Source organism: uncultured Sphingobacterium sp., assembly GCF_964277905.1.
Classification (GTDB): Bacteria; Bacteroidota; Bacteroidia; order Sphingobacteriales; family Sphingobacteriaceae; genus Sphingobacterium; species Sphingobacterium siyangense.
Map to the genome: position 1 here is coordinate 211,535 of NZ_CAXYKD010000043.1, position 18,696 is coordinate 230,230.

14 protein-coding genes are annotated in these 18,696 nt (G+C 38.3%); 9 read left to right on the forward strand and 5 right to left on the reverse strand.

What is annotated here, in order from left to right; translation table 11 throughout:
* Positions 1–13 precede the first annotated feature (13 nt).
* Entirely contained in the window at positions 14–1,084 is a 1,071-nt protein-coding gene (locus ACHWSC_RS19395; protein ID WP_201668273.1) for a phytase, read from the forward strand.
* 98 nt (positions 1,085–1,182) lie between these two features.
* On the opposite strand, the gene ACHWSC_RS19400 is transcribed toward ACHWSC_RS19395, so the two are convergent.
* Complete coding sequence (locus tag ACHWSC_RS19400) at positions 1,183–3,210, reverse strand: ATP-binding protein (protein WP_201668274.1); 2,028 nt, start codon at positions 3,208–3,210, stop codon at positions 1,183–1,185.
* Between the two features lie 341 nt (positions 3,211–3,551).
* Here ACHWSC_RS19400 and ACHWSC_RS19405 point away from each other — a divergent pair, with 341 nt between their 5' ends.
* A complete protein-coding gene (locus ACHWSC_RS19405) occupies positions 3,552–4,220 on the forward strand; it encodes a response regulator (RefSeq protein ID WP_394677843.1) in 669 nt (222 codons plus the stop codon).
* A gap of 63 nt (positions 4,221–4,283) precedes the next feature.
* Here the strand turns inward: ACHWSC_RS19405 and lgt are convergent, their stop codons facing one another.
* On the reverse strand, positions 4,284–5,102 hold the full coding sequence (gene lgt / locus ACHWSC_RS19410) for a prolipoprotein diacylglyceryl transferase (protein ID WP_394677844.1): 819 nt from the start codon (positions 5,100–5,102) through the stop codon (positions 4,284–4,286).
* A 505-nt stretch (positions 5,103–5,607) separates the two neighbouring features.
* Between lgt and ACHWSC_RS19415 the strand changes: the two genes are divergently transcribed.
* The 6 genes from ACHWSC_RS19415 (at position 5,608) to ACHWSC_RS19440 (ending at position 14,786) form a co-directional block, all read left to right on the forward strand.
* Complete coding sequence (locus ACHWSC_RS19415) at positions 5,608–7,485, forward strand: sensor histidine kinase (RefSeq protein ID WP_394677845.1); 1,878 nt, start codon at positions 5,608–5,610, stop codon at positions 7,483–7,485.
* A gap of 12 nt (positions 7,486–7,497) precedes the next feature.
* On the forward strand, positions 7,498–8,232 hold the full coding sequence (locus ACHWSC_RS19420) for a LytR/AlgR family response regulator transcription factor (protein WP_394677846.1): 735 nt from the start codon (positions 7,498–7,500) through the stop codon (positions 8,230–8,232).
* A gap of 124 nt (positions 8,233–8,356) precedes the next feature.
* A complete protein-coding gene (locus ACHWSC_RS19425; protein ID WP_147420905.1) occupies positions 8,357–9,097 on the forward strand; it encodes an ImuA family protein in 741 nt (246 codons plus the stop codon).
* A 2-nt stretch (positions 9,098–9,099) separates the two neighbouring features.
* Positions 9,100–10,599: a DNA polymerase Y family protein gene (locus ACHWSC_RS19430; protein WP_120334313.1), complete on the forward strand. Its 1,500-nt coding sequence runs from the start codon at positions 9,100–9,102 to the stop codon at positions 10,597–10,599.
* A 9-nt stretch (positions 10,600–10,608) separates the two neighbouring features.
* Entirely contained in the window at positions 10,609–13,749 is a 3,141-nt protein-coding gene (locus tag ACHWSC_RS19435; protein ID WP_394677847.1) for an error-prone DNA polymerase, read from the forward strand.
* Between the two features lie 89 nt (positions 13,750–13,838).
* A complete protein-coding gene (locus ACHWSC_RS19440) occupies positions 13,839–14,786 on the forward strand; it encodes a hypothetical protein (RefSeq protein ID WP_394677848.1) in 948 nt (315 codons plus the stop codon).
* A 64-nt stretch (positions 14,787–14,850) separates the two neighbouring features.
* Here the strand turns inward: ACHWSC_RS19440 and ACHWSC_RS19445 are convergent, their stop codons facing one another.
* Positions 14,851–16,248 (reverse strand): MFS transporter, encoded by a 1,398-nt coding sequence (locus ACHWSC_RS19445; RefSeq protein WP_394677849.1) that lies wholly within the window; start codon positions 16,246–16,248, stop codon positions 14,851–14,853.
* A 118-nt stretch (positions 16,249–16,366) separates the two neighbouring features.
* Here ACHWSC_RS19445 and ACHWSC_RS19450 point away from each other — a divergent pair, with 118 nt between their 5' ends.
* Entirely contained in the window at positions 16,367–16,705 is a 339-nt protein-coding gene (locus tag ACHWSC_RS19450; RefSeq protein ID WP_333886933.1) for a helix-turn-helix domain-containing protein, read from the forward strand.
* 4 nt (positions 16,706–16,709) lie between these two features.
* Here the strand turns inward: ACHWSC_RS19450 and ACHWSC_RS19455 are convergent, their stop codons facing one another.
* Positions 16,710–17,621 carry an EamA family transporter gene (locus ACHWSC_RS19455; protein WP_394677850.1) on the reverse strand — a complete coding sequence of 304 codons (912 nt, stop codon included), beginning with the start codon at positions 17,619–17,621 and terminating at the stop codon, positions 16,710–16,712.
* A gap of 35 nt (positions 17,622–17,656) precedes the next feature.
* Positions 17,657–18,649 carry a 2-hydroxyacid dehydrogenase gene (locus ACHWSC_RS19460; RefSeq protein WP_145326796.1) on the reverse strand — a complete coding sequence of 331 codons (993 nt, stop codon included), beginning with the start codon at positions 18,647–18,649 and terminating at the stop codon, positions 17,657–17,659.
* Between the last annotated feature and the right edge of the window lie 47 nt (positions 18,650–18,696).

The following is an 18,696-nucleotide window of genomic DNA, read 5'->3' on the forward strand; positions in this document are numbered from 1 at the left end:
TTTACTTCATATAATGACAAATTTAAAAACAATACTAACACTAACTTTGGGAGCATCAACCCTGCTTCAAATAGCATGCAAAAATGCGCAAACAAATACGGTAAACTCAGTTAAACCTGTTATTGTGACCGATGCTGTACGTTATGATTCGGATGATCCTGCAATTTGGATTAATAAGAACGATCCGAGCAAGAGTCTGATTATAGCAACGGATAAAGATGCCGATGGAGCTTTATTCGTGTACGATTTACAGGGTAAAACGGTCAAAGAAAAAGTGGTTTCCAATTTAAAACGGCCAAACAATGTCGATGTAGCTTACGGATTGGTATTGGGGGGGGAACCTGTTGATATCGCTGTCACAACAGAGCGTATGACCCATAAATTGCGTATTTTTTCACTACCTGACATGAAGCCGATCGATCAAGGGGGATTAGATATGTTTGTTGGTGAAACTGAACCTGAATTCAGAGATCTAATGGGGATTGCCCTATATACTTCTCCAAAAGGAGAAATCTATGCTATTGTTGGACGAAAAAATGGACCAAAAGAAGGCTATTTGGGACAATATTTATTGGAGGATAATGGCTCTGGTTCAGTAAAAGCTACACTGGTTCGCAAATTTGGTTCATTTAGTGGAAAGAAAGAGATTGAGGCAATAGCGGTGGACAATGAGCTTGGATATATTTACTATTCGGACGAACAGACTGGCGTAAAACAATACTATGCGGATCCAGCAAAGGGAAACCAACAGTTGGCATTGTTTGCTACAGCAGGTTTTAAAGAAGATCATGAAGGTATTTCGATTTATAAAGTGACCGACAGTACTGGATATATCTTGGTGTCGGACCAGGGTGCAAATCGTTTTCAGGTTTTTAGTCGGGAAGGAACCAAAAGCAATCCTTTCGAACATAAATATCTGAAGACTGTGCCAGTTATGGCAACACAAAGTGACGGTTCAGAAACTACCTCTTTTAATTTAAATGAAACCTTCAAACATGGCTTGTTTGTTGTTATGAGTGACGATAAAACATTCCATTATTATCGATGGGAAGATATTGCCGGAGCCGATTTGAAAAAGAAATAGGTGACGAATTCATATTTCAGCAACAGTTGTGATTTGATTCGCAACTGTTGCTTTTTTTTTCCGTCGAAAATTTTATCGGTGGTAATTAGCGCTGTTATTTATACACTGACCGGAATTTTAAACCAAAAGGTTGACCCTTGGCCGATCTGGCTGTCGACCCCAATTTCTCCTTGATGTTTTTGAATAATTTCTTTGCAAATAAACAGTCCTATGCCAAATCCCGATGCATAACGATCCGCATCGTCATTTACACGATAGAATTTATTGAATATTTGTTTTTGATCCTTATGATTGATGCCTTTTCCTTGGTCTTTGATCTCGACTTCAAAATAACCTGAATGTATCGCTACATGCATGGTAATTGTTGAATTACTGGGCGAATATTTAATAGCATTATCCATGAAGTTGATTAACACTTGTTCGATTTTATCACGATCGGCGATAATCTCCAAATTCGAATCTATTGCTCCTGAATAATGAATGAAGTGCTTGACAGATTTTAAAGAATAGATATTTTGAATATAATCGAGTAAAGAACAAACGTTAAATGTCTTTTTGCGAAGTACCAACTTACCCTCATTTAGTTGAGTAACATTTAGAAAGCCGTCGATTAAGCCGCGCATACGCGTTGCTTGCTCATTCGATTGGTGGAGATATTGCATGCGCTTTTCGCTGCTCAATGTACCTTCTTTGGCTTGTAGTAATTGGATATAGGCAATGAGTGAGGTCAAAGGTGTTTTGAGTTCATGACTTGCGATACTAATAAAATCGAGCTTTTTCCTTTCTTCTTCCTTGTCATTGGTGTTGTCTATTATGGCGCCATAGATCATGTGTCTTGTTGTATCCGATTCCAATTGACTTCCGCCTATTGACCTTAACCATTTTATCTTACCTGTTTTTTTATCTTTTATCTCACATTGACAATCGAAAGGCGATTGCTTGCGTGTTACTTCCTGAAAAACATGCTGAATGATATTTCTATACTGAGGTAGAATTTGGGCGAAAAAGTCAGCTTCTTTTATGTTGTCATGCTGGTGGAAGCCAAATAATTCACGGCAGCGATCATTGAGTTCCATTTTCTTGGTTTCCATGTCAATAGAAAAGATACCAATACCGGCGGCTTCAACAATCATTCTGAACTGTTGATCTCTTTTGGCGATAAGTTGATTAATTGCTTCAAGTTTTTCATGTTCTTGATGCGGGGTGGTAATATCTATAGCGGTGCCTGCAAACCATTCGGGCTGTTGGTCTTGGTCAAAGTATACTCTTCCTTTACAGTGCAACCACCGTAATTGAAGATCTTGTGCTCCAATGGTTCTAAATTGTACGTCATATACACCTTTGTTTTGAAAAGTCAGTGATTTTTTGACTTCTTGATCGATTCTATTCCTATCTTCTGGATGAATATATTTGAGGACCTCATTGTATGGAACATATTCACCTTTCGCAAAACCAAAGAGTTCTCGAGTCCGTTCATCCCAATTGACTAGGTAATTTTTGCAATTTAAGTTCCATGTTCCCATCTCGGCCGACTGTAATGCAAAATGATAATGTTCTTCACTCTCTATGATTTTCTTTAGTGCCCCCTTGAGTTTTTCATTGAGATCTTCGGTATGTTTAGGTGATAAGGTGTAATTATTCGTGGGGATTTTGTAGTGATTTCCTGCTACTGTATATTTTTGAGTTAATAAATCTTGTAGCAGTTTTCGTTCAATGGTATTTTTTTCTTGTGTAAGTGGATGGTTGTCTTCATTTTCAGGTAGCAGTCTAATTTGATTAAATATGCCATAAATTTCACCCTTTTCATTGATGAGCGGATGATATTCAAACGTGTGCGTATATCGGAGTGAAGACTGTTGTTCGCTTTTGAGTTTAATCTTTATCTTGTCGATCAGCTGTGTATTTTCATTTCCCCAAACGTTTTTCAAGAGAGGGATATAAGGCGTTAATTCCTCTTGTTGAAGACAATTCTCAAGATATTGCCCAATCGCGCTGTGATCACAATTCCACAATTTTAACATGTTAGTGCTTGCATAAGAAATACGGAGATCTGCGCTATCATAAATTGCGCAAGCATCCAATGAAGAGGAGAGAACGGCTAAAATATCTTTATCTGAACAAATCATAACATATCAAAAATTAAGCGTTGATTAAAGCGATATCATGTATAGCTTGATTTAATAGCGTACAAATATTGTTCCTTTTCTCATAAGTTTTCTCTTTATCGATAAATGATAGCAGTTGTCGGTCATTAGCAATACCTGCTTTTTGATCTGTTAATCATCCTAGAGGCTGTTTAATATGGAGTCATGAGATCAATAGTACAGTGAATAGAAATTCGTATCTTTATTTTGTTTATGCAATCTGCTTCTTTTTTATTTCAAATCGGAAAATACAATACACCATCATTGTCGTATATGGTTGGAAGAAAATAGAATTGAACGTTTATATTTAAATGCTAAAGAAGATGAATACGGTTAAAATACTATTGGTTGAAGATCACATGGTCGTACGGAATGGTATTAAACTACTTTTAGAATCCGATGGAGAATTTGCGGTGATAGGCGAGGCATCTGATGGTATGGAAGCCCTGTCTAAATTGGCGAATGGTCTAGCTCCCGATATTGTCTTAACTGATATAAGTATGGAGCATATGGACGGGATGGAGCTCTTAAAAATCATCAGTCAAAAATATCCGCTGGTCAAAGTTGTGATATTATCCATGCTTAGTCAAATTCATTATGTGGTTGAAGGGTTTGAGCATGGTCTTTCAGGCTACCTGTTGAAAAATGTAGGTTATAATGAATTACTTTTTGGATTAAAACATGTCGCTGAGGGCGGGCGGTATATGAGTGAAGAAATTAGCTTAGCCTTACTTGAACAAGTTTCTTCGGGTCAAGTTTATACGGATGCTGGCTCGAATACTATCCTAGATTTGGAAATAAGCGAACGTGAGCTAGACGTATTGGAATTGATCGCGGACGGGTTTACAAATCTAGAAATTGCAGATAAAATCTTTTTGAGTAAGCGAACTGTTGAAGGATATCGGCAGAGCTTGATCGATAAAACAAGAGTGAAGAACACTGCGGAATTAGTAAAATATGCTTTTCAACATGGTTTATTAAAAAAATCATGATAAAATTTCTGTTCCTAGTGGCCATGTCATCGGTGATGATCTTTGGAAGTACTGCGCATCCCCTTACTTAAATTTGGGTATTCTTTCTTGAAAACGGTTGAAAATAAATAGACCAGCTCCAATAATAATAAATGGTATACTAAGCAGCTGTCCCATATTGATGAATAAGGAGTCTTCAAAATGCTCTTGATTGATTTTCAAAAACTCATCCAAAAACCGGAACGAAAACAGCAAAACCAACAGTAAGGCGAAATAGTTTCCATTGTTACGTTGAAGCTCTTTTTCTTTCCACAAACGATATAACAATACGAATAATAGGAGACAAAATAATGCTTCATAAAGCTGTGCCGGATGCCGGGGTACCGTATCGATACGGGTAAACACAAAGGCCCAAGGTAAACTACTTGCTGTGCCAATCATTTCAGAGTTCATTAAGTTGCCCAGGCGAATGCAAGCCCCTGCTATAGGGACGACCAAAGCAACCCGATCTGCAACCCAAAGAAAAGGAAGCTGCTGTTTTTTTGCAAATAAATAGATCGCAATCAGGATACCTATACCTCCGCCATGGCTTGCCAGCCCACCTTCCCAAATGGCCATTATTTTTAAGGGATGATCCAGGTAATAACTGGGGTCGTAAAACAATACGTGCCCCAATCTAGCACCAATAACAGTACCTAAAACGATATAAATGGTTAGCTGATCTAAGAACTCGGTTGGCCGACCTTCTTTCTTAAATAATGAACCTAATACCTTATAGCATAATACAATGCCCAATAACCAAAATAGTCCGTACCAGCGAATAGGGTGTTCAATGATTGGAATAACAAAGATGTCACTATCTATATTCCAGTTTATGTAAGTTAAGATTAGATTATTTACCATATGACGTTTTAGCGTGATGCTCCATAGTATAGGTATGTGGTAGGGACATTTCGTTACACATTTTGATGAAAAAACACGAAATTCTCTTTATTGATGCAAATATTGAGTCATATACTGCGATTATTAAATATGAAGTTTTCGTTGTTTGACCAATTTGTATGTTTGTGGGGAGTAAAAGGAAATTACCTATAAGCAAGTTCAATGGTTTCGATCTGTGTTTTTATTGGAGAAGAATATTAGTATAAGTATCAGCCGGGTTAAATACTTATGAAAGTATATCTTGTTTTTTTGATAATATTCCGATATTCGGCAATTGATAACATGATATGGACAGCACCTTGCATATTTCTTTAATAGCTGCTTACATCTTGTTAAAGCTTATCATAGTTAATGAACGAGGTTATGAAAAAATATAGGCACCTTCATGTAAATTTAAACAGATAGTTATATTCTGATGATACGAAATTTGACAAGATTTACTTTTTGTTTTTTATCTCTCGTGCTCATGGCACAGTTACTCTCTTGTCATCAAAGTAGCCAACAGGCGTCTAAAAATAAAACGCATATCGAAGATAACTCACTTGATTTAACCTATCAGGATACGTTATTAAAATTTCTCGCTTTACAAGATTTTAGGGATCAATCTATTATAGCAAAGAAGATAGCGGAGTTTGCTCAGGATAAGTATTTTAATAATTCTGGTTATAATTGGATTTTTTTGGCGTACAACTATTTGTTGGACGATAAAATAGATTCAATAGAAATCGCGCTGAAAAACCTTGATGGGAGAAAACTGTCTCCGGATTTGCTTGTTCTGAAAGATTACTTTAAAATAAGGGCTAATTTTGGTTTTAATGATGTGACCACTATTGGCATCATGGAACAAATTATCGATGCTAAAGAATATGCGTTAGGAAATAAGAGTAGGTTTAGCTTTCTTTTTTTCAATTTATTGGCTAATGCAAATTATCGTCGAGCTGACTATAACCAGGCGCTCAAAGATAACGAGTCATGGTATCATTATCATCCCAACAGATCCGACGCCCATGTTGCGCAAGCGTATCAGGAGATCAAATTTATGCAGTATATTGAGTTGCATGATTTTGAGAAGTTAAAAGCAACACTGGACAGCTGCAAATATTACGCAAATAAAACGGCTGATTCTGCTATTATTATGCGCATGTATAATTTACAGGCACAATATTTCTTTAGCATAGGGAATAGTCGAAAAGCGGTAGAGGCATCCCAAAAATATTTTAATTATTTATCTTCAAGCAAGGCGCTCAATGCCTATGCGTATGCGAATTTGGCAAAAAATTTTTTGAATAATCATCAAGTTGACTCGGCAATCTATTATTTTAATGCTGGATTGCAGTTTATCAAAACACATAAAGGCAAGCAAAATAAATTATTCTATTATCAGAATCTACAAGTAGCGCACGCATTAAAAGGAGATTATGAACGGGCTTATTTTACCTTGGATTCGGCCTATCAGGATTATAAAAATAGTACAAAAAGTATTGAAAATGAACGTATCAATGAGATCAATACACGGTATGAAACTGAAAAAAAGGATCAGGCTATTAAGCTTTTAAAAACAACAAATGCATTCAACCATAAGATTATGGTCCAACAGCGCTGGATTTTTGTTATTTTATTTGCGCTGATCTTTAGCATTGCATTCTTCATTTATTACCGGAATAAACAAAAGCTATTGAAAAATATTAATCAGCGTATTATTGCCGAAAATAGACAATTAATTTTAGAGCAGAAGACCCGACAAAACCAGCTTAATCCCCATTTTATTTATAATGCTATAGCTAATTTGCAAGGTTTGATCAGTAGTGAGCAAAAAGCAAAGGCAAATCAGTACCTCATCTTATTGTCCCGTCAAATTCGTGATATACTCGAATTAAATAGGGAAGAGTATATTTCTTTGGATCAAGAAATTAAATCATTAAAGAATTATATACTTTTACAGCAGATGCGCTATCAAGATGTATTTGATTTTGAAATTGAGAGCGGTAACTTGGATGTTGATGATGTCATGATTCCCCCTATGTTGATTCAGCCTTTTGTTGAAAACGCTATTGAACATGCTTTCAAAAATTTGAATTATCGTGGACAATTGCAAATTCTCTTTAATCAGGAAGCAGATCAATTGCATATTGTTATCAGTGACAATGGTTGGGGAATGCAATCTTATCAGAAAAATAATGCACACAAGACCTCTCTTTCACAAGTTATCACGAAAGAGCGCCTCGAGCTTTTGTTTAATGATCCTCAGCAAAAAGCAAGGATTGAAATAAAGCCCAATTATAGAGAAGATAAAAGTGGATATCGCGTAGAACTCTATATCCCACTCGTTTTATATTTTAATTAAATACGTGAAATTATGAAAGTTTATATTCTTGAAGATGAGTATAATATCTATTTGTACATTAAGTCTTTATTGGATGCTATTCCTTATGTTCAGATCGTTGGTTATAGTCCATCAATCGCCCAGGCAGAACGTGAGTTACTTGTATCTAATCCAGATCTTATTTTAGCTGATATTCAATTGAAAGATGGATCAAGCTTATCTTTCCTCTCCGAGCTGAAATTGGACATAAATACAATCTTTATAACCGCATTTAACCAATATGCTATAGAAGCCCTTAATATTGGCGCTATTGCCTATTTATTAAAGCCTTTGGTTCCGGAACAATTTATAGAGGCTATTGAAAAATGCTATAAGAAAAATACAGAGTTTAGATTCAATAGTATACAATTAAGTATGGCCGAAAGCTATCTGAAGTCACCAGTTAGACCAAAGAAAATAGCACTACGTACATTTGAATACACCCAGATTGTGAATATCGATGATATTCTTTATTGCCATGGAGATAAGGGGTATACCACATTTTATATTAAAGACAATAAACCGATGATGGTTTCGAAAGTCCTCAAACATTTTGAAACTATGCTTCCTGAATCCGAATTTATTCGTTGTCATCAATCTTATTTAATCAATGCAAACTATATAAAAAAGTATTTCAAGGATGGCCAGATAGAAATGTCCGATGGTAAAATGATTCCTGTTGCGACAAGAAAAAAAGATGTTATCCAGCAATTCTTGAATGATATATAAGGCTTGAAGAAACAAAGGCCCTACGATTCGAAGTTCTGCTGTTTGTGCTAAAAAATATAGTATTCTCTTTTATTGCTAAAATAATTAGTATTATATTTGTGTGTAATATTAAATACGAGGGGCTATGATGTTAGAAGATAAACAGGCTTTGATCAGCAAACTTAAAAAGGACTTGCTTGCCTGGCAAGGGGTACCTCAAAGGTCAAATGATGAAAGCACGATGGGTTTGGGGCCATTGGAGAAAGCTTTTCCGAATGGAGTTTTTCCTAAAGGGGTAATACACGAGTTTGTGAGCTTTAACCGCATGGATAGTGCTGCATCCTGTGGGTTTATTGGTGGTCTTCTTGGAAAACTAATGCAAGCTGATGGGATTTGTATTTGGATAGGCTCCATTCAAACAGTATTTCCAGCGGCAATCAGATCATTTGGGGTCGATCCAGCATCGATTGTTTTTGTTTCTATGCAACGGGAGAAGGATGTGTTATGGGCGATGGAAGAAGCATTGAAATGTCATGGCATAACAGCTGTATTGGCCGAAATACATCAGCTGGATTTTGTTCAGTCAAGGCGCCTTCAACTTGCCGTAGAAAAAAGCCGAGTTACAGGGTTTATACTTCAACATAACCCAAAGATCTTGTTGGCGACAAGTTGTGCGGCACGTTGGAAAGTCACTTCTTTACCTAGTCAATCGGATGATGGATTACCTGGTATTGGCTATCCCTGTTGGGATGTAGAGCTGCTCAAAGTAAGGAATGGTAGTCCAGCTAAAGAGCAAATAACCTGGTCTCCACAAGGGTTTAAAACATTTTCTAAAAAGGAGATACAGGTAAAAGACTGGAATTATAACTACCAAAATCTTGGCTAGTCATGAAAAAAAGATTTGCCTCACTTTGGTTTCCTCATCTGAAAACAGATTGGCTCACTGTTTGCAAACCACATTTGCAAAATATTCCCTTTGTATTGTCCATCGCCGCTCAAGGAAGATTAATCGTCAGTGGGAGTAACTTATTAGCGGAGCAAGTGGGGGTGCATTCAGGTATGGCCATAGCGGATGCACGGGCATTTATTCCATCACTTAAAATAATCAATGAGCAAGCTGGATTGGCTGAAAAGTTACTCCATTCGATAGCAGAGTGGTGCATCAGGTACACACCACAAGTGGCATTAGATACGCCCGACGGTATCATCTTGGATATTAGTGGTTGTGCTCATCTTTGGGGCGGGGAGGCGGCCTACTTAACAAGTATTGTCTCGAAATTTAGACAACATGGTTATGAGGTACGTATGGGGATTGCTGATACCATTGGGGCCGCATGGGCGGTAGCACATTTTGGACACGAAGATATCATTATAAATGAACAGGCGCAGTCGGAAACGCTTCTTCCATTAAGTCCTGCTGCATTACGATTGGAAGATGTTCAATTGAAGCGCCTACAATCTCTTGGATTACGGTCAATCGGAAGTTTTTCAAAAATGCCACGTTCAGTGTTGCGTAGAAGGTTTGGCGATAGTTTACTGCTCCGACTGGACCAGGCCATGGGATTGGAAGATGAATTTGTTATTTCTATAAAACCCATCTTACCGTATGAAGAGCGTTTACCTTGTTTGGAGCCTATCTGTACAGCAAATGGTATTGAACTGGCTTTGGAAGATTTATTAAACAAGTTGTGTAAGCGTTTGTCGGGGGAGGGTAAAGGATTACGTGCAGCCGAATTGAATTGTCATCGCGTGGATGGAAAAATAGAGACCATTACTATTGAGACTAATCGTGCTACTGCTCAGGTTAAACATATCCTTCAATTATTTGTCCTAAAGATTCCGCAAATTGAACCGGCATTGGGAATTGAATTATTTACCTTGGGCGTATCCAAAGTTGAGACGGCAGATCCAGTTCAGGAAAATCTTTGGAACAATAGAATTGGTCTCAAAAACCCGACGGTTACCGAACTTTTAGATCGCTTGAAAAGTAGGGACGCCAATTGTGAGATTTCACGCTATGTGCCATCTGCGCACTACTGGCCGGAACGATCCATGAAAATAGCGACTAAAATGGATGAGGTTGCAGCTGTTGACTGGCAAACTGCAAGGCCACGTCCAACACGACTATTGAAGATCCCTGAACGTATTATAGTCACAGCACCCATACCCGACTATCCACCCATACTGTTCCGTTATAAGGGAGATACCTATACTATAAGGAAAGCAGATGGCCCCGAACGTATTGAACGCGAATGGTGGATTGATCCTGGTGAACATCGGGATTACTATGCCGTGGAAGATCTGCAAGGTCGGCGCTTTTGGCTATATCGCGCCGGGCATTATGACGGACAGGCAGATCAATGGTTTATACATGGTTTTTTTGCATAAAGTTAGTGTATGGTATATTGTGAATTACAGATAACAAGTAATTTTAGTTTTCTCGAAGGTGCCTCTCATCCGGAAGAGCTGATCGAGCAAGCGGCGCGATTGGGATATAATTCTGTTGCAGTAACTGACCGCAATAGCCTTGCTGGAATAGTCCGTGCACATATGGCTGCAAAAAAAGCCGGTATACGACTGATTCCTGCTTGTCGTCTAGATTTACAGGATGGACCAAGTTTATTGGCATACCCGACAGATAAAGAGGCTTACGGGCGGCTTTCAACATTGTTAACTGTGGGAAATCTAAGGACGGAAAAAGGAAAATGCGAATTGTACAAAAATGATGTGTTTCAACATGCTGAGGGGATTGTATTCATTATTTGTCCACCTGAAAAATTAGTGGTCGGTTTTGAGCTGGAGCAGTCATTTATAGCGTTTGTACAGGAATGTCAACAGCGTCTCCAGGGTTGTCTTAATCTAGGAATAAAAAAACTCTATCGTGGTGATGATGCTAAATTATTGTTCAGAATTAATCAGTTGGGTGAACACCTTGCCATTCCTCTTGTTGTACTTGGTGATGTATATTATCATGTGCCCGAAAGGCGTGAATTGCAGGATATTTTAACCTGTATTCGTGAAAAATGCACAATACATACGGCTGGATTTAATTTATATCCCAATGCAGAGCGCTATCTAAAATCAATAACTGAAGTTGAACGCTTGTTTAGACTGTACCCTGAAGCTGTAGAACAGAGTGTAAAAATTGCCAATGCTTGTCGTTTTTCCTTAGATGATTTGAAATACATCTATCCAGATGAATTATCATCTCATGGTCGGACCACACAGGAAGAATTAAGTTATTTAACTTGGGAAGGTGCCAGTAAACGATTTAACGGAGATATCCCGGATGCAATTCGCGAAACGATTCAAATGGAACTTGATTTTATCGAACGCAAAAACTATGCTTCTTATTTTTTGACGGTGTATGATTATGTTCGATTTGCGAAGGAAAAGGGAATTTTATGCCAAGGGCGTGGATCTGCAGCAAATTCAACCGTATGTTACTGCTTAGGTATTACTTCTGTTGACCCGTCAAAATACAGGCTTTTATTTGCGCGATTTATGTCCGATGCACGAGATGAACCACCAGATATAGACGTCGACTTTGAACATGAGCGCCGTGAGGAAGTCATCCAGTATATTTATGAGAAATATGGCCGCAATCGTGCTGCTATTGTAGCAACTGTCACACAGGTACGCTCCAAAGGGGCTATACGTGATGTTGGCAAGGCCATGGGACTTTCCATGGATGCTGTAGGACGTTTAGCAGGGGTTGTGAGCAGCCATTGGGACGATTATATCAATTTGGAACGTTTGGTTGAACAGGGCTTTAATCCTGAAGACCAACATTTGCGAAAAGTTCTCGAATTGACACATCAGTATATTGGTTTTCCACGTCAATTGGGGCAGCATACAGGCGGATTTGTTATTACGCAAGGTAATTTGCATGAGCTTTGTCCTTTAATAAATGCCCGCATGGATAATCGGACAAATCTCGAATGGAATAAAGATGATCTTGAAGCACTCGGCTTTCTAAAAGTTGATGTACTTGCTTTGGGGATGTTGACCTGTATTCGCAAAGCTTTTGATCTCGCTAAAAAGCATTATGGAAAAGAGCTTACTCTGGCTGATATTGGGGCAGAAGACGATCCAAAGGTTTACGATATGATCTGCCATGCAGATACTCTAGGTGTATTCCAGATCGAAAGCCGGGCCCAGATGTCGATGTTGCCGCGATTAAAACCACGAGAGTTTTATGATCTGGTCATTGAAGTAGCTATCGTTCGGCCTGGACCGATACAAGGCGATATGGTGCATCCCTATTTGCGCCGTCGAAATAAAGAGGAAGCTGTTGATTATCCCAGCACTGAGATCCAAACCATTCTTAAAAAAACCTTGGGGGTTCCTCTCTTTCAGGAGCAGGCCATGGAAATTGCCATAGTCGCTGCCGGATTTACTCCTGCGGAAGCCGACGAATTGCGGCGTAGCATGGCTACATTCAAAGCAAAAGGACAGGTATCTGCTTTTCACAAAAAAATGGTCGATGGTATGGTAAAGAAAAACTATACGGAAGAATTTGCCAATAGAGTTTTTAAGCAACTGGAAGGTTTTGGCAGTTACGGTTTTCCAGAGAGTCACGCAGCGTCTTTTGCCTTACTGGTGTATGTGTCCTCATGGCTTAAGTATTATTATCCTGATATTTTTGCGGCATCCTTACTCAATAGTCAGCCCATGGGCTTTTATCAACCTGCTCAAATTGTTATTGATGCGCAGAAACATGGCGTAAAAGTACGTCCTATTGATATCAATCATTCTTCATGGGACAACACCTTAGAGGGAGAAATTGGAAAACCACATGCTCTTCGATTGGGTTTACGTCAGATCAAAGGATTTTCAAGGGAAGAGGCCGTTGTGTTGACTCAAGGTCGGCAGTCTGCCTATTCATCCATTACTGGTATGATGGATGTTGGACTATCTCTTATTGCGTTGGAGAAATTGGCTGATGGAGATGCCTTTACATCATTAGGTATTGATCGTCGGCAAGCGCTTTGGGAAATTACAGCATTGGGTGATCGGCCGATTGCATTATTTGAAGGCCAAGCATCTGAAAGTATCATGGAGGGGCAAATTGAATTACCATTGCTAACAAAAAGCCAGCATGTTGTGGCTGATTACGCAAGGACCTCGCTATCCATTAAAGCACATCCAGTAAGTTTCTTGCGCGGAAAGCTCGATCTTCTCCATGTAGTGCCCACAGCAAAATTGGGCTTGATACAAAATGATATGCCTGTGAAAGTATGCGGGTTGATTACTGTTAGACAACGACCAGGAACCTCCAAAGGTGTTTTATTTATCACTATTGAAGATGATACTGGTTTTTCAAATATTGTCGTTTGGAGTAATGTATTTGAAAAATATCGTAAAGAAATCCTTCGGGCAAAACTCCTTATGGTTGCGGGTAAAATCCAAGTTGAAGGTGAAGTTATTCATGTAATAGCGCAACGATGCTTTGATATGTCAGGTTTGTTAAAAGATCTGACCACAGACGGAGATCATGCTGCGGATATTTTTCATGGGGGAAGAAATTTTCATTGATCTCTCATTTATTAATCTCATTTTTGAAGTAGAATGCTTTTACTTTGCGTAGGTAGCAAAGCATTCTAATTCATAGAAAATTAAAAGATATGACCAAAAATATTCTCGTCAATACGATCGAAATTGATAAAGAAACTATTCGTGAATTCATTAAACAGGGTGATGTAAATGCTGCTATTGACCTGATTGCCATCCAGGCAAATGTAAAGTATAAAACTGCTCGGGATATTGTAGAGATGTTTAAAGAAGACCATATTGATCTTTTTGATGGTAAAGACCTGTTTTTGGCTGATTATGATCTGGTTGAACATCGCGGCGATTCTCAAGAAGCAGATCACAAAGGATCTTCTTTTTTGGAAGTAGAAACAAATGAGCGTGGGCGAACTAGTATTTGGAAGGCACTTTTTATCTTTTCAGTCCTTGCTCTGTTGGCTTTCGTTATCTTAAATTACGTTGTGGGTTTTAATCAAATAGGGCATCATATCTCAGAACTTACGCAGCTATTCGATAAAAATGAAGGCTCAGCTGCCGCTGATACTGATACATCCAAACAAAATATTGTATTAAGTGCTGGTGTTACCCGGGTGGGTGATGTTGAAGACCTCCATCCCGTAGATACAAATCTCTTACCATTGGATGTGAGGCAGGCCGAAATAGCGCGAATACATCGGGCTCAGTTCAATCAATTAAAAGCAGCAAAACATTCACCAACGGATGAAGATGCACAGATCGCTCTAATTCACCTTACTAATGGGCGGTTGACTGATGTTATTATTCAGCAAAAATTAACTGTAAAAATAGGGAAGTGTTATGAAAATTCGACCATGAAAGATAAGGGCACCTGCGTGAGTTGTATGATATTACTTTACAATAGGGAGAAGAAAAACTGGCAAGAAGCTCCCAATGGGGAGAATTTCCTGCGTAATGCCTATGATTTTTATTTGCCCAGCGGTTCAGACTTATGGGAAGCCAGCCCGCTGAGCATTCGTATTCCTTACGACTACGCTTTAGTAGACAAGTATGAGGCAGCAAATTAGCTACATTAATCCTGAGAGAAAGTATGATAGACCCAGCGAAATCATGAACGAATTACCTGCTATTTTACTTTTTTGAGGGTAAATAAGCTATTGTACATACGACAAATAAGAGTAATATGACCGATAGTACGATCGAGTAGCCATAGGCAGATGAGATGTTCTGCAAAATAAGAAATTTAGTCTCTTTCAGATGGAGGAATATACCGACAATAAAAGCGATTCCCAAGCATATAGATAACTGTTGTACAGTAAGATAGATGGCTGATCCTACGGAGATTAGTTTTTCGTTAAGGTCTTTTAACGCAAGTGTCATTAATGCCGGCAGTACACTACCGCAGCCAATACCATAAAAAAAGAAGAGCGCGTGTATTTGTTTGCTATCTATGATCATCGTATTGAAAACTAAAAGATGAGACAGCAAACCCAAAATCATTATTCCTAATCCATATAGGACAATGATCTTTCCGTGGCGCTGTATTAACTTGCTGACAATAACACTTGCCAATACGTAACCAATACCCTGAAAAACAAAGGCAATTCCTGTCATTGTTGCCGTATAATTCTTTTGATTTTGAAGGTAATTGGAGTTAATAATAAAATAAGCATCTTGGACCATATAATAGGCTAAAGCCGCTAGAAGGCCTAAATTGAAAACCCGATTATTAAATAAGGAGAAATTGAGTAGACTAGAACGGCCCGTTTGTTCTAATTTACGTTGTTTTTTTAGAAAGAACAGGACGAGAACAATTGCTGCTCCCAATAGCAGTAATGACCAGAATGGCCATTTCAACTCAGGTCCCATGATTAAAGGAAAAATTATTCCCATTAAAAGGATAAACAACGTTATCATAGGGATAAAAGAGATCTTAGATTTTCCAGTAACTTGATCATTGAATGTATAGCGATAGACAGCAAAGCAGGCAAGTACCCCAATGGGAACATTGATCAAAAAAATAAGACGCCAACTTTCATGTATCCAAGTCTGATCCGGAAGAATTCCGCCTAATAATTGACCTATTACTGAGGCAATACCTGCTATGCTTCCATAGATGCCCAAAGCCATAGATCGCTTCTCCGGATTTTCAAAAAGTAACGTGATCAATGCGATGCCCTGTGGAACCATAAGTCCAGAGCTAATCCCCTGGATCAATCTTCCGGCCAATAAAATGTAAAGATTATTGGCTAAGCCACATACAAGGGAGGCTACAGTAAAACAAGCCATCCCAATTAAATATAATTTCTTCTTTCCATAATGATTTCCGGCATTCCCAGCATTGATTAGAAGACTTGCATACCCAATAATATAAAGTATTATAATCCATTGCGTATCACTGTCTCGTAGATGTAGTCCATGTTGAATTGTGGGAAGGGAAACATTAATAATAAAGAGATCTATGACAAATAGAAATATACCAGTTGAAAGGAGGAAAATATGAAGTAAATCTTTAATTTGAAAGCGCATATAGAAAGTTTTTGATAATTTTATGGTTAAAAATAGCTTGGATATTTTCTACAATCAAGTAGTTATAAATTATGTACTTGGTATGTTTTTATGAACTAATGGTCAGTATGAGGTGATTATGAATGAAAAAAAAAGTGAAAATTTTGGCTCCTGCTGTGATGTCAATGGAATTTTTAAGATAATAGGTGGAAAATGGAAAGTTTTGCTCATTAAGGCTGTTGCTAAACAATGCCCCAAAAGATTTGGTGAGCTACGACGGGAAATGGAAGATCTGGCGCAAACGACATTGACTGTTCAGCTCCGTGAGCTCGAACGCGATGGTATTTTATGTAGACAGATTTACGCTGAATCTCCACCACGCGTGGAATATAAACTTAGCGAATTAGGAAAAACTTTACTACCCGTCATTGAAAGACTTGATGAGTGGTGGTCAGATTACAAGCGCGAAAGGGGATAGGCATTTAGCTTATCTCTTTTCGTTCCTCATTTTTTGTGATGCCCAATAAGACAATTGTACCGATGATACAAAAAGTGCCGATCCAGTCTGTTTCTCTAAATGGTGTATTTAACCACAAAACAGCTAATAGGGCTGCCGATAAGGGTTCGGCAGAAGCTAGAAGACTTGTCTTTTGTCCACCAATAAGCTTAACTGCTGTTAGATAAGCATAAAAAGGGATTAGTGTACCGAAAACAACAATAAAAGCAGTGTAGCTATAGGTATATATATCCCAGATTCCATCAACTTCCCAAGGAGGTTTGACAAAGCAAAAAACGAGACCTCCCAATAGCATTCCCCAACCGATAACTATTGCCGCATTATACTTGTTTAACAAGTGGATTGGTTGTAGTGTATAAAAAGCAAGCGTAACAGCTGACATTAAACCAAAAAATAATGCGAGCGGAGAAATCGACAGGGAACCAAAACTCCCATGTGTGACTAAAAGAAATGTGCCCAGTATAGCTAAAAGTATGGCCAGGCAGGCAACTTTCGAAGGGAATTTTCTCTTGTTCAACGCCATATAGATTGCGATCAGGACCGGACCTGTATATTGTAGCACTGTTGCGGTAGCAGCGTTGGAATAATTTATGGCGGCAAAATAAGTATATTGGACGGCTAATACACCAAAAATACTGAATAGAAGAAGTGCTAAACTATCTTTACGATGATGCCAAATCTGCCAAATCTCATTTTTCTTGTGTATTCCGGCCAAAAGTAATAATACAATGCCTGTCACAAGCATTCTTACCGTAATAAGCCATTCTACGTTAACTGCCCTTTTTTGAAAAAGAAATTGGCCAAAAGTACCCGATACACCCCAAAGAATAGCCGCCCCGATTGCCAAGAGAAATCCTTTCAAAACATGGTTTTTCATTGTTTTATCCGAAATAAATTTGATATTAAGTCTTGCTATAACAAGACTTCTGCGTCAGTGATCCCTTTGGTTGATAGGTCGGAGATGCTCCGAAGCGTTCTTTGAGAAATTTCTGTTAATGCTTCTGTTGTGAAAAAAGCTTGGTGCGCCGTAACCAAAACATTCGGATAACTCATCAATAATTGTATTGTTTCATCTTCAATAATTGTTGTCGATAAGTCTTTAAAAAACAGCTTTTCCTCTTGTTCATAAACGTCAATACCTAATAAGCCAATTTTTCGTTCTTTAAGCGCTTTAATAGCATCATTGGTATTGATTAGATTGCCTCTGCTTGTATTAATAATTGTCACCCCATCTTTCATCTTGTCCAATGACTCCTTATTAATGAGATAGTGGTTCTCGGGAGTAAGCGGGCAATGAAGAGAAATAATATCTGATTCTTTGAAGACTTCATCCAACGATCTGTAATTAACACCTTGTGCTGTAAGCTGCTGGTCTGGGTATAAATCATAGGCAATTACATTTGCCCCAAATCCCAATGCGATTTTGATAAAAGCCTTTCCAATTTTTCCAGTACCAATAACGCCAATTTTTTTCTGATGGAGATTAAATCCCAAAAGTCCATTCAATGCAAAATTTTGCTCCCGTACGCGATTATAGGCTTTATGTGTTTTACGATTCAATGTCAATAACATGGCCATGGTGTGTTCAGCGACCGCTTCAGGGGAATAGGCGGGCACCCGACAAACTTTTATCCCAAATTCCCTGGCAGCTTCCAGATCAACGTTATTAAAGCCAGCGCAGCGTAAGGCGATCAGCTCAACACCTTTTTGAGCAAGTACTTCAATAACTTGTCTGTTGAGTTTATCATTGACAAATGCGCAGACTACCTTCTCATCTTCAATAGCATTGACAATGTGTGGACCTAAATGCGTTTCATAAAAATTGAACTGAAAGCCATAGGTGCTGTTTTCTTGCTCAAAGAATAATTTGTCGTATGGTTTTGTCGAAAAGAAAGCGATTTTCATAAAATTGTTTGTTACGTAATACTATAGAATAAATATACGGTATAAAT